The organism is Polaribacter marinivivus (assembly GCF_042651285.1).
Taxonomy (GTDB): Bacteria; Bacteroidota; Bacteroidia; order Flavobacteriales; family Flavobacteriaceae; genus Polaribacter; species Polaribacter marinivivus.
Window position 1 is genome coordinate 708,772 of the sequence record NZ_JBHSCY010000002.1, and the last position, 13,715, is coordinate 722,486.

Annotated in this window: 12 protein-coding genes; 8 read left to right on the forward strand and 4 right to left on the reverse strand. The window is 29.2% G+C overall.

What is annotated here, in order from left to right; translation table 11 throughout:
- Positions 1–177 precede the first annotated feature (177 nt).
- The 5 genes from lysA (at position 178) to ACFOWD_RS11375 (ending at position 6,902) form a co-directional block, all read left to right on the forward strand.
- Positions 178–1,413 carry a diaminopimelate decarboxylase gene (gene lysA, locus ACFOWD_RS11355; protein ID WP_377410643.1) on the forward strand — a complete coding sequence of 412 codons (1,236 nt, stop codon included), beginning with the start codon at positions 178–180 and terminating at the stop codon, positions 1,411–1,413.
- Positions 1,414–1,487: 74 nt separating this feature from the next.
- Positions 1,488–2,003, forward strand: a complete 516-nt coding sequence (locus ACFOWD_RS11360; RefSeq protein ID WP_377410645.1) for a GNAT family N-acetyltransferase — start codon at positions 1,488–1,490, stop codon at positions 2,001–2,003.
- An 83-nt stretch (positions 2,004–2,086) separates the two neighbouring features.
- A complete protein-coding gene (locus ACFOWD_RS11365) occupies positions 2,087–4,210 on the forward strand; it encodes a Tex family protein (RefSeq protein WP_377410647.1) in 2,124 nt (707 codons plus the stop codon).
- A 2-nt stretch (positions 4,211–4,212) separates the two neighbouring features.
- Positions 4,213–4,467: a hypothetical protein gene (locus ACFOWD_RS11370; protein WP_377410650.1), complete on the forward strand. Its 255-nt coding sequence runs from the start codon at positions 4,213–4,215 to the stop codon at positions 4,465–4,467.
- Positions 4,468–4,481: 14 nt separating this feature from the next.
- Complete coding sequence (locus tag ACFOWD_RS11375; RefSeq protein WP_377410652.1) at positions 4,482–6,902, forward strand: type IA DNA topoisomerase; 2,421 nt, start codon at positions 4,482–4,484, stop codon at positions 6,900–6,902.
- Between the two features lies 1 nt (position 6,903).
- Here the strand turns inward: ACFOWD_RS11375 and ACFOWD_RS11380 are convergent, their stop codons facing one another.
- The gene (locus tag ACFOWD_RS11380) at positions 6,904–7,128 is read right to left on the reverse strand and encodes a VF530 family protein (protein ID WP_377410654.1); all 225 of its coding nucleotides are present in this window, start codon (positions 7,126–7,128) and stop codon (positions 6,904–6,906) included.
- Entirely contained in the window at positions 7,121–8,746 is a 1,626-nt protein-coding gene (locus ACFOWD_RS11385) for an aminopeptidase P N-terminal domain-containing protein (RefSeq protein WP_377410656.1), read from the reverse strand. Before ACFOWD_RS11385 ends, ACFOWD_RS11380 begins: the two co-directional genes overlap by 8 nt.
- Before the next feature lie 132 nt (positions 8,747–8,878).
- Here ACFOWD_RS11385 and gcvT point away from each other — a divergent pair, with 132 nt between their 5' ends.
- Together gcvT and ACFOWD_RS11395 are read left to right on the forward strand one after the other, a co-directional pair.
- Positions 8,879–9,964: a glycine cleavage system aminomethyltransferase GcvT gene (gene gcvT, locus ACFOWD_RS11390; RefSeq protein WP_377410658.1), complete on the forward strand. Its 1,086-nt coding sequence runs from the start codon at positions 8,879–8,881 to the stop codon at positions 9,962–9,964.
- Positions 9,965–10,046: 82 nt separating this feature from the next.
- Positions 10,047–10,811, forward strand: coding sequence for a glycoside hydrolase family 16 protein (locus tag ACFOWD_RS11395; RefSeq protein WP_377410660.1), 765 nt, complete (start codon positions 10,047–10,049; stop codon positions 10,809–10,811).
- 219 nt (positions 10,812–11,030) lie between these two features.
- Here the strand turns inward: ACFOWD_RS11395 and ychF are convergent, their stop codons facing one another.
- On the reverse strand, positions 11,031–12,122 hold the full coding sequence (gene ychF / locus ACFOWD_RS11400; protein WP_377410662.1) for a redox-regulated ATPase YchF: 1,092 nt from the start codon (positions 12,120–12,122) through the stop codon (positions 11,031–11,033).
- 107 nt (positions 12,123–12,229) lie between these two features.
- Positions 12,230–12,580, reverse strand: coding sequence for a 4Fe-4S dicluster domain-containing protein (locus tag ACFOWD_RS11405; RefSeq protein ID WP_298994862.1), 351 nt, complete (start codon positions 12,578–12,580; stop codon positions 12,230–12,232).
- 70 nt (positions 12,581–12,650) lie between these two features.
- Here ACFOWD_RS11405 and ACFOWD_RS11410 point away from each other — a divergent pair, with 70 nt between their 5' ends.
- On the forward strand, positions 12,651–13,712 hold the full coding sequence (locus ACFOWD_RS11410) for an acyl-CoA reductase (RefSeq protein ID WP_377410665.1): 1,062 nt from the start codon (positions 12,651–12,653) through the stop codon (positions 13,710–13,712).
- Positions 13,713–13,715: the final 3 nt, after the last annotated feature.

Below are 13,715 nucleotides of genomic sequence, written 5' to 3' on the forward strand. Positions count from 1 at the left end.
TAGTTATTAACAGATTTTCAACTATTAAAAATAGTAAAATAGACTATTAAAAAACTTAAAGTCAATTGATAAAAAACATTTAAAAATCACAAAAAAAAACAATATGTTATATTTTTAAACAAATGAAATAAAACTACACATTTTAGCTATTTTTGACATTGATTAAATGAATTTATTTTGGAAAGAACTCAACTTTTAGAATTAGCAAACAAATACGGAAGTCCTTTATATGTATATGATACAGATAAAATTGCTTCTCAATACAATCGATTAACTAACGCTTTTAGCGATGTTAAAAACTTAAAATTAAATTATGCTGTTAAAGCATTGTCTAACATAAATATTTTAAAATTTTTTAAGAATTTAGGTGCAGGTTTAGATACTGTTTCTATTCAAGAAGTACAATTAGGTTTAACAACTGGTATAGATCCAAAAAACATCATATTTACACCTAATGGAGTGTCTTTAAAAGAAATTGAAGATGTTGCCAAACTAGGTGTTCAAATAAATATTGACAACCTTTCTATCTTAGAACAGTTTGGACAACAACATCCAGAAGTACCTGTGTGTGTTCGTATAAACCCACATATCATGGCTGGTGGAAATTCTAAAATTTCTGTAGGTCACATAGATTCTAAATTCGGTATATCTATTCATCAAGTTCCTCATATTAAACGTGTTGTAGAGAATACAGGAATGAATATAAACGGAATTCATATGCACACTGGTTCTGATATATTAGATATTGACACTTTTTTACGTGCAACAGAAATTTTATTTGATGTTGCTAAACAATTTGATGATATTGACTTTATCGATTTTGGAAGCGGATTTAAAGTGCCTTACAAAGAAGGTGATATTTCAACTGATATAGAACAATTAGGCTTACAACTTACAGAACGTTTTAATGAGTTTTGTATAGAATATGGAAAAGACATTACATTAATGTTTGAACCAGGTAAATTTTTAGTATCTGAAGCTGGTGTGTTTTTAGCAAAAGTAAATGTTGTAAAGCAAACTACTTCTACTGTTTTTGCTCATGTAGATTCTGGTTTTAATCATTTAGTTAGGCCAATGATGTACAATTCATATCATCATATTAGAAACATATCAAATCCTGAAGGAAGAGATCGTTATTACTCTGTAGTAGGTTACATTTGTGAAACAGATACTTTTGGCTCTAACAGACGAGTTTCAGAAATCTCTGAAGAAGATATTTTATGTTTCCACAATGCAGGTGCCTACTGTTTTTCTATGGCTTCTAACTACAATTCTCGTTATTTACCTGCAGAAGTTATGATTGTTGATGGACAAGATTACTTAATCAGAAAAAGACAAACCATTCAAGACATTTTGCACAATCAAGAAATGGTTGAATTACCTGCAAAAGTTACAGAAGAAGCAACTGTTTAAAAATTAACTATAAATTTTAGCCACGAATTTTCGAATATTTATATTTGTAATTCGTGGTTTTTAATTTATAGAAAATGAAAATTAGACTTTCTGTTTTAAATGATGTTCCTAGAATTTTAGAAATTATTGATGATGCTAAAGCATTGTTAAAATCTTTGAACATAGATCAATGGCAAAATGGATATCCAAATGCAGCACAAATTGAGAACGATATTTCTAATAATGAAAGCTACGTAATTGTAAATGAGGATGACACAATAGTCGCAACTACTATGTTTACATTAAGTAAAGAGCCTACTTACAAAAAAATATTTGATGGTAATTGGATTATTGATGAAACAAAACCTTATGGAGTTATTCATAGATTAGCTATGAGTAAAGATTTTAGAGGAAAAGGGATTGCAAAATTTGTTTTCGAAAACTTACATCAAAAGCTACAAGAAAAAGGAGTACAAAGTTTAAAAATTGATACGCATGAAGATAATAAAACCATGCAATCTTTAATTAAAAAAATGGGATACCAATATTGTGGTATTATTTATACCAACTACAATGCAAAACGTTTGGCTTTTGAAAAAGTTATTTCTTAAAATGTCAATTTAAAAAGTATATTCGTAGCCTCAAAAAATTAACTTTTTTGAGGTTTTTTTTCAGAATATTTTAAAGACATAAAATGCGATTACTCACTTATATAAAACAACAAACTCAACTTTCTTCAAAATCTATAGAAAACACCATTTCTTTATTAAATGAAGATGCTACAATTCCTTTTATAAGCAGGTATAGAAAGGAAATGACTGGAAATTTAGATGAGTTACAAATTGGAGAAATTGTAAAGTATAAAGAAACTTTTGAAGCATTAGAAAAACGTAAAAAAGCTATTCTAAAAGCTTTAGAAGAACAAAATGTCTTAACATCAGCATTAGAAGAAAAAATAGATAATTCTAAAGATTTGATTGCTTTAGAAGATTTGTATTTACCTTTTAAAAAGAAACGCAAAACCAAAGCTGAAACTGCACGTTTACAAGGTTTAGAACCTTTGGCTAAAATGATCATGAGTCAACGTGTAAATGATTTAGAATATACTGCTTCAAAATATATTACTAAAGATGTTGAATCGATTGAAGAAGCACTAGAAGGTGCACGTTTTATTATTGCAGAATGGATTAACGAAAGAACAGACATCAGAACTCATATTCGTTATCAATTTGAAAGATTTGCTCAAATTTCTTCAAAAGTAATTAAGTCTAAAATAAGTGATGAAAAGGCTCAAAAATTTAAAGATTATTTTGATTGGAGCGAATCTTTAAACAGAATTCCATCACACAGATTACTAGCCATTTTAAGAGCAGAAAGTGAAGGTTTTATTCGAATAAAACTAGAAATAGACAATGAAAGAGCATTACAGAAAATGGAGGATAGAATTATTCGTTCTAATAACGAATGTGTTCAACACTTGCAATTGGCAATTAATGATGCATTTAAGCGTTTATTACTACCATCATTGTCAAATGAAGCTTTATCAATTGCCAAAGAAAAAGCAGACGATGCAGCCATTACTGTTTTTGCTAAAAACTTAAAACAATTGTTATTAGGTGCTCCATTAGGAGAAAAAAGAATCTTAGCAGTTGACCCTGGTTTCAGATCAGGTTGTAAAGTCGTTTGCTTAAATGAGCAAGGAGATTTACTACATAATGAAACAATTTTTCCTCACGCTCCTCAAAATCAATCTTTTGATGCCATTAAAAAAATCAGTTCTTTGGCTGAAGCTTATCAAATTGAAGCCATTGCTATTGGAAATGGAACAGCCTCCAGAGAAACTGAACAACTCATTAAAAAGGTACATTTTAAAAATAATATTGATGTATTTGTTGTGAGTGAAGCTGGTGCTTCTATTTATTCTGCTTCCAAAATTGCCAGAGATGAGTTTCCTAATTACGATGTTACAGTTCGTGGAGCAGTTTCTATTGGAAGACGTTTGCAAGATCCTTTAGCAGAATTGGTTAAGATTGATGCTAAATCTATTGGTGTTGGACAATATCAACATGATGTAGATCAAACCAAATTAAAAAAAGCTTTAGATACTACAGTTGAAAGTTGTGTGAATACAGTTGGCGTAAATATCAATACAGCAAGTGAATCTTTGTTGAGTTATGTTTCTGGAATTGGACCAAAATTAGCAGAAAATATTGTGCAATACAGAAATGAAAATGGTGCTTTCAACTCAAGAAATGATATTAAAAAAGTGCCAAGATTAGGTGGAAAAGCGTATGAACAAGCAGCTGGATTTTTACGAATTAAAAATGCGAAAAATCCTTTAGACGATTCAGGAGTGCATCCTGAAAGTTATGCTGTTGTAGATAAAATAGCAAAAGATTTAAATAGTAAAGTTGATGATTTAATTGGCAATAAAGAAATTCTTGAAAAAATTAATTTACAAAATTATATTTCAGAAACTATTGGTTTACCTACTCTAAAAGATATTATTAAAGAATTAGAAAAACCTGGAGTTGACCCCAGAGCAAAAGCAAAAGCATTTTCTTTTGATAAAAACCTAAAAAGTATTGCTGATTTAAGAATAGGTCAATTATTACCTGGTATTGTAAATAATATTACCAATTTTGGTTGTTTTGTTGATGTTGGCATTAAAGAAAGTGGTTTAATACACGTGTCTAATTTATCAAATACATTTGTAAAAGATGTCAATAACATTGTGTCTTTACAACAGCAAATTGTGGTAAAAGTTTTGGAAGTTGATGTGGTTAGAAAACGAATTCAATTGGCTTTGGTGAAGTAATTATGGATTTAGAAGAAAAAAATAAACGAGAAAGAAAAGATAAGTCATTAACTTTATCTGAAAAGATAAGTTTCTTTTTAATGCCATTTAATTTAGGCTCAAGATTATTTATAACAAAAGAATATAATGATACAGAAATTGAGCGTTTTGAAAAATTTGGTTTTGAAAAAAAATTAATTGAAGCTAAAAAATATAAATATTATGGGTTTGCTTTTTATATCTTTTTATTTATAATTTTATTACTTTGGACTTCTTAAAAAGTTAATCAACATTGAAAGTCTGTATAGCTGAAAAACCAAGTGTTGCCAGAGAAATTGCCAACATTCTAGGAGCCAAAACAAAACGTGATGGTTTTTACGAAGGCAATGGTTATGCTGTAACCTACACTTTTGGGCATTTATGCACACTTTTAGAACCCAAAGATTACAAACCGCATTGGAAAAGTTGGGACTTGAACAATTTACCCATGTTACCAGAACGTTTTGACACCAAAGTCAATGGAGATGCAGGAATTAAAAAACAATTTAATATTGTAAAAAGTTTGTTTGAAAAAGCAGAAGTCATTATAAATTGTGGTGATGCTGGTCAAGAAGGAGAACTCATACAAAGATGGGTTATTAATCAATGTAATTATAAAGGCGAAGTAAAACGTTTATGGATTTCCTCTTTAACAGAAGAAGCTATAAAAGAAGGCTTTCAAAATTTAGAATCTTCTAAAAAATATGATAATCTCTATTATGCAGGATATTCTAGAGCTATTGGAGATTGGTTGTTAGGTTTAAATGCAACTCGTTTATATACTGTTAAATTTGGTGGCTACAAACAAGTGCTGTCTATTGGTAGAGTACAAACGCCTACACTAGCCATGTTGGTAAATCGTTATAAAGAAATTCGTGATTTTAAGCCTCAACCTTATTGGGAATTACAAACTACTTATAGAAATACACTTTTTAATTATGAAGATGGACGGTTTTTAAAAAAAGAAGATGGTCAAATTTTAGCAGATAAAGTAGCTCAATCTGAATTTGAAATTGTCTCTGTAACCAAAAAGAAAGGTAAAGAGTATGCTCCAAAATTATTTGATTTAACAGGACTACAAGTTTATTGTAACAATAAGTTTGGGTTTTCTGCAGATGATACTTTAAAAATTGTACAGAAGTTGTATGAAATGAAAGTAGTAACCTATCCAAGAGTAGATACTACTTTTTTACCAAATGATTTGTATCCAAAAGTGCACGGAATTTTATCGAAACTCACCAATTATTCAGAATTAACGCAACCACTTTTAGGCAAGAAAATAAAGAAAACCAAACGTGTTTTTAATGATAAGAAAGTTACAGATCATCATGCTATAATTCCAACAGGAATTCAAGGCAACTTGCAATACAATCAGCAACAAGTTTACGATATCATTACCAAAAGATTCATTGCAGTTTTTTACCCAGATTCAGATGTTTCTAATACTTCAGTGATGGGTAAAGCTGCTGAAGTACCTTTTAAAACAACAGGAAAAGAAATTATTAATAAAGGATGGAGAGTTGTATTTGAAACTGAAGAAAGCAAGGTTAAAAAAGAATTAAATCAACAACTAACATTACCATCATTTATTAAAGGTGAAAAAGGCTTTCATGAACCCTCTTTTTTAGAAAAGGAGACCAAACCTCCAAGAAATTTTACAGAGGCTAGTTTATTACGTGCTATGGAAACTGCTGGTAAACAAGTAGATGATGATGAAATGCGTGAGTTGATGAAAGAAAACGGAATTGGAAGACCTTCAACTAGAGCAAGTATTATTGAAACATTATTTCGAAGAAAATATATAGAACGTAAAAAGAAATTAGTTGTACCCACTCAAACAGGAATTGATTTAATCAACATCATTGATAATGAACTTTTAAAATCCGCTGAATTAACAGGTAGATGGGAAAAGCGTTTGAAAGAAATCGAAAGAGGAGAATTCAATGCTGGAACTTTTATCAATAACATGAAAAAAATGGTTGATGAATTGGTGTATGAAGTACGTTCTAATTCTTCTAAAAAAAGGATTTCTTCAAATACTTCTGTCATTTCGAGCGCTGTTGAAAACTCAACAAAATCAAAAACAAAAAAGTCTATAAAATCTAAAACAGTTGCAGGAAAAACTTGTCCTAAATGCAAAACTGGAAAACTTTTAAAAGGCTCATCTGCTTATGGCTGTTCTGAATATAAAAACAATTGTAGTTTTAAAATTCCTTTTAAAATTTATGACAAAAAAGTATCTGAAAACCAAATTATTAGATTAATTGGCAAAGGCTGCACAACCAATTTAAAAGGATTTAAAATTGATGGAAAATCAACTGAAGGATTACTACGATTTGATGATAATTTTGTAATTAAATTTGAACCAAAAAAGCATACTAATAAGAATCTTCAACAAACTCAGAATGTCATTGCAAATGTCATTGCGAATGAAATGAAGCAATCTGTAAATAACAAAGAGATTACTTCGTTGCAAACTCCTCGTAAAGACAGCTCAGAAAAAATTCCTTGCCCAAAATGTAACTCAGGAAACATTTTAAAAGGAAAAACTGCTTATGGTTGCTCTAATTATAAAAAAGGCTGTGATTTTGTGTTTTCTTTTGTAGACATAAAAAAAATCGCCAATGGAAAGCCATTGACGAAAGAATTGGTTTTAGAAATTATAAGTAATTAAGCTACTTTCTAATCATATTTTTTATATAAAATTGTTCCACTTTTTCTCTTGCCCAAGGTGTAGTTCTTAAAAATTTTAAAGACGATTTATATGTGGGATTATTTAGAAATGCCTTAATATTTAAAGCATACCCTAATTCTTCCCAACCAAAATCTACATATAACTCCTCTAAAATTGTGGCTAATTTTATACCATGTAAAGGATTATTAGGCTGTTCTTTACTCATCTAAATTTGGTAAAACAAAGTCATCTAAAATAGATTTCTTAGCCATCATTTTTTCAATTTCGTCAGATTTTCTTGGAGATTCTCCAGATAAATTAACAGGCCCTTTTTTAGTTACTAAAATATCATCTTCTATTCTTACTGCTATACCCCACCATTTTTTATCACAATTACTACCTTCTGGAATATAAATTCCTGGTTCCATAGTAACCACCATATTTTCTTCAAAATTTCCATAGTTTCCTGGATCGTGCACATCTAAACCAATATGATGTGAAGTTCCATGAGGAAAATAATTGTGTCTTTCATCTACAGACTTAATAATACCCAATTTAAATAAACCTTCGTTAATTACTTTTCTAGCTGCTTGATTTGGTGCTTGCATACTTGTACCAATAGTATATAATGCAATACCTGCTTCTTGAGCTTCATAAACCAAATCGTAAATTGCTTTTTGTTCTGGTGTAAATTTTCCACTTGCAGGAATAGTTCTAGTAACATCTGCAGTAAATCCTCTATACTCTGCACCTAAATCCATTAAAACTAAATCATTACCCACTTTAGTTTTATTATTTTCTATGTAGTGTAAAATACATCCATTATTTCCAGCTCCAACAATTGATGGATATCCTTCGTATTCTGCTCCATATTTTTTGTAAACAAACTCATGAATTCCTTGTAATTCTGTTTCAGACATATGAGGCTTCATTGCTTTCATAACCTCATTTTGTCCTATTGCTGAAATACGAACTGCTTTCGTTAATAATTTTAATTCCTCAGCAGTTTTAATCTCACGCATTGTAGCCAAATTAGATTGTAAAAATGTCAAATCTATATTCGTTTTTGGTTTTAGTGCTAAAGATATCTTTTGCTGATATTCTTTTTTTAATTCATCTGTTTTTGCAGACTTATACTTATTTAATAATTCATCATTCTTAATTTCTGAAGAACGAGAAGCCATTCTATCTATTATATTTATAACATTAGCATGACTTTCTATTGGCGTTTGTGCTACATTATTGTAAATATATTCTTTCATTCTTGATAAAAACATATTAGGATTGTAACCTGCTTTCATTTTAAATGATTTAACCAAATCAAAAACATCAGCACCACCTAAATCTCTATAATCATCCTTGAATTTACCATCAATAAAAACCTTATCAAAACTTTTAAAATCAATAGAAGAGTTTACGAACTCAGATGCATTCATTGCCATTTTAAAGCCTAATTCTTTTTTTGCACCTTCTACTCCTAAACGTTTTCCATTCCATTGTTCAGCTCTTGGATCTCTTTTTTGCACATATAAAATTTCATTATAAGTAGTACCATCTTCACTTGTTTGATCTTCAGAAAACAAAACTAAAACTCCATTTGGCTCTCTGTAGCCTGTTAAATAATAAAAGTTTGGATCTTGATGAAAAACATAATCAACATCATTAGCTCTGTTTCTTAAAGGATTTGCAAATACAACAGCCACTGAATTTTTTGGCATTTTTGCTCTTAAAACATCTCGTCTTTCTTTGTGAAATTCCGATGATAAATAATCTGTAGGTGTTTGTGCTGATCCACTTATTGAAACAACAAAAAATAAAATAAAAAGTACTTTAGAAATTTTCATAATTATAATTAATCTGGTTGTATTTTCAAATGTAATATTAATTCTTATCGAAATAAAAATATTAACACATTTTTAGTGAGGTTAATTTGCCATTTTTTGAATATTTTAGCCAAAATTTAAAGAAATCTACAAATGAAAAATATTGCATTACATGAAATACATGTAAACTTAGGAGCAAAAATGGTGCCTTTTGCAGGTTTTAATATGCCTGTACAATATGAAGGTGTAACAGCAGAGCACTTAACTGTTAGAAATGGCGTGGGTGTTTTTGATGTTAGTCATATGGGTGAATTTTTAGTTACTGGTGAAAATGCTTTAGCTTTAATACAAAAAGTAACTTCAAATGATGCTTCAAAATTAGCCATTGGTGATGCTCAATACTCATGTTTCCCAAATGAAAATGGAGGAATTGTAGATGATTTAATTTGCTACAGAATTAAAGAAAACCAATATTTATTAGTAGTTAATGCATCAAATATTGAAAAAGATTGGAATTGGATTTCTAAGTATAATGAAGAGTTTGGTGCTGAATTAAGAGATTTATCAGATGATTATTCTTTATTAGCAATTCAAGGTCCAAAAGCAGTTGAAGCTATGCAATCTTTATCTTCATTAGATTTAGCTGATATTCCTTTTTATAAATTTAAAGTAGGTGATTTTGCTGGTATAGAACATGTTATTATTTCTGCAACTGGTTATACAGGTTCAGGTGGATTTGAAATTTATTGCAAAAATAACGAAGTAGAACAAGTTTGGAATAAGGTATTTGAAGCTGGTAAAGAGTTTGGAATTAAGCCTATTGGTTTAGCTGCAAGAGATACTTTAAGAACAGAAATGGGATATTGTTTGTATGGTAATGATATAGATGATACTACTTCACCTATTGAAGCTGGTTTAGGTTGGATTACAAAATTTACTAAAGAATTTGTAAATCACGAAGCTTTAGCTAAGCAGAAAGCTGAAAAACCATCAAGAAAACTAGTTGCTTTTGAATTAAATGAAAGAGGAATTCCTAGACAAGGTTATGATATTGTTAATGCAGAAGGTAACAAAATAGGTAATGTAACTTCTGGTACTATGAGTCCATCTTTAAGTAAAGGAATTGGTTTGGGTTATGTACCATTAGATAGTTCTAAATTAGGAACAGAAATTTTTATTCAGGTTCGTAAAAAAGCAATACCTGCAACTATTGTTAAGTTACCATTTTATAAAAATTAAAATGACAAATTTCTATTATAAATTTACTTTTCTAATTGTAGTTTTAATAGGATTACTGTATTCTTGCACCCAAAAAAAATCAATGATTAATTCAAGTAATAATACTCAAGAAAAATATATTTTAATTTGGGAAGATACTTTTGAAAATGAAGAATTAGATCTTAAAAAGTGGAATAGACAAGTTGAACCTGCAGGAAGATTTAATGCTGAATGGCAAAGGTATACAAATGATAAAAAAAACGCTTTTATTAGAGATAATCAATTAGTTATAAAAGCTATTCATGAGAGTAAAACACATGGTTTAAATCAATATACTTCTGCTCGTTTAAATACTGCTGGAAAATTTGATTTTACTTATGGTAAAATAGTAGCTAAAATAAAATTACCAAGTGGTAAAGCTATTTGGCCAGCTTTTTGGATGTTAGGGTCTAATATTGATGAAAATGGTGGTGATACTTCTTGGCCAACAACTGGTGAAATAGATATTCTTGAACTTTGGGGTTCTGTTGATGCTAGTTTAGTTGAAGCTAATGTACACTATGCAGATGCTAAAGGAAAACATACTCAAATGGGTGCTAAAGGTTATCACCTACCTAAAGGATCTTTTTCTGACAGCTTTCATGAGTTTGAATTAGAATGGACAAAAGAAGCTCTTATTTGGAGAGTTGATGGTAATACTTATCATACTTTAGATATTACTGATAAAAAGTATTATGCTTTTCATAAAGATTTTTTCTTATTATTAAATATTGCTGTAGGTGGAGAATTTGCAGGTTATCCAGATAAAACAACTCCTTTACCTCAAGAAATGGTAGTAGATTGGATTAAAATATATCAGGATCAATAATTAAAATTTATTGTAATTTTTTATTTATATATAAGTTTTTCTCTAAAAATTTCAATCTACTAAACCTATTATAAGAAAACAAAAAAGTTAAAACAGCAACTAACAAAATAAATGGTAACAAGAAAAAGTTTATTAAGGGGGAATTCATAAGTATTTTTATTTTTTATAAAAATAATCAAATAAATTTAAAAAAATATTTATTAAAATAAAAATTTTTTTTTACACATTAAATCTAAAATGCATAACATCACCATCTTTTACAATATATTCTTTACCTTCTACTCTCATCTTACCAGCCTCTTTTACTTTAACTTCGCTTCCAAAAGAAACATAATCGTTATAAGAAATGGTTTCAGCTCTAATAAATCCTTTTTCAAAATCAGTGTGAATAACACCTGCAGCTTGTGGTGCTGAAGAACCAACAGGAATTGTCCATGCTCTAACTTCTTTTACACCTGCTGTAAAGTAAGTTTGTAAGTTTAATAATTTATAAGCAGATCTAATTAATCTAGAAACACCTGCTTCTTCTAAACCTATATCTTCTAAAAACATTTGACGCTCTTCATAGTCTTCTAATTCTGTAATATCAGCTTCTGTACCTACAGCTAAAACTATAACTTCTGCATTTTCATGAGCTACTGCTTCTTTTACTTTTTCAACATAATCATTACCAGAAACAGCTGATTTTTCATCAACATTACAAACATATAATACTGGTTTTGCTGTAATAAATTGAAGTGGTTTTACAAATTCTAAATCTTTATCAGAAAATTCTATTCCTCTTACAGATTTACCTTCTAATAAAGTAGCTTCTACTTTTAATAAGATATCTAGTTCAACTTGTGCTTCTTTTTGCCCTGTTTTAGCTGTTCTTTTAACACGTTCTAAACGTTTTTGAACAGTTTCTAAATCTTTTAATTGTAATTCTATATCAATCGTTTCTTTATCACGAATAGGATCTACAGAACCATCTACATGCACAATATTATCATTATCAAAACAACGCAATACATGCAAAATGGCATCAGTTTCACGAATATTTGCTAAAAATTGATTTCCTAAGCCTTCACCTTTACTAGCTCCTTTTACTAAACCAGCAATATCTACAATTTCTACTGTTGCAGGAACTACTTTTTCAGGATTTACCAATTCTTCTAGTTTCTCTAATCTTTCATCAGGTACATTAACTACGCCTAAATTAGGTTCAATAGTACAAAAAGGAAAGTTTGCACTTTGCGCTTTAGCATTTGATAAACAGTTAAATAAAGTTGATTTTCCTACGTTTGGTAATCCTACAATTCCAGCTTTCATTTCTTAAAATTTTGCGAGTGCAAATATATCTATTTTAAAAATAAAAAATTCCGAATTATCTTCGGAATTTTTAGTCTTATTGATTAATTAAAAAAGTATCCTTTTATCTAATCATTATGCATAAATCGTTGTTTTTCTAACAACTCTTCTTCTGTTTCTACATTATCTTCATCTGGTACACAACAATCTACAGGACAAACAGCTGCACATTGAGGCTCTTCATGAAATCCTTTACACTCAGTACATTTGTCTGCAACTATATAATAAATTTCATCAGAAATTGGTTCTTGGTCTTCATCTGCATTAGCAGACTTTCCATTAGGTAAAACAACATTTCCACTTAAATCTGTACCATCACTATATTTCCAATCGTCTGCACCTTCGTAAATTGCAGTATTTGGACATTCTGGTTCACAAGCCCCACAATTTATACATTCATCTGTTATTATAATTGCCATATTTTTCTTTTCTGTTTTTGTACCTTTGCAGTTGCAAAAATAACCCCTAAATCATTTACATCCAAAATAAATGAACAGTATTCAGAATAGAATTGAAGCTTTTTCAAAATTAGGTGATTTTTTAAGTCAGTTTTCTACAAAGGGAATTGAAAAAAAAGAAGATATTCCTTTTAATGAATTATTTTTTGATGGTTTTAAACATCAAATTAAACTAGCGCAAGAAAATAATTCTTGGTTTACAAAAGACAATATTTTAAACTCATTAGAAAGTTGGTCTAATTCATTAAATTACAATAATTTAAATAACTTTACCAATAGTGTTAATTTAAATATAATTAATCCTAAAACTGTTGCCATTGTTATGGCAGGAAATATACCTTTAGTAGGTTTTCATGATTTTTTATCTGTATTAATTTCTGGACATTCTGTTTTAGTAAAACAATCTTCGAGCGATAAACATTTATTGCCTTTTTTAGCAAAATATTTAGAGTACACTGAAGAAAGTTTTAAAGGAAAAATAACCTTTATAGAAGATAAACTTACCAACTTTGATGCAGTTATTGCTACAGGTAGTAATAATACTGCTCGCTATTTCGAATACTATTTTAAAGAAAAACCAAACATCATAAGAAAAAACAGAAACTCTGTTGCTGTAATTACTGGTAAAGAAACAATTGAAGACTTTGAAAAATTATCAGATGATATATTTCAATATTTTGGTTTAGGTTGTAGAAGTGTTTCTAAATTATATGTACCTAAAGATTACGATTTTGAGTTGTTTTTTAATGGAATGTACAACAAAAAAGAAATTATCAATAACGCAAAATATGCTAATAATTACGATTATAACAAAGCAGTGTATTTAATGAGTGAATTCGATTTACTAGAAAACGGATTTTTGATGATTAAAGAAGATGAAAGTTACTCCTCTCCTATTGCAACAATTTTTTATGAATATTTTGATAATGAAATTGATTTAAAAATCAAACTACATGAAGATAGAGAAAAGATTCAGTGTGTTGTTGCCAAAGGTTTTCTAGAAAATGAAATCGCTTTTGGCCAAACTCAACATCCAAAATTAACAGATTATGCAGATGGAGTAAACACTCTAGAATTCTTGTCTAAACTATAAACT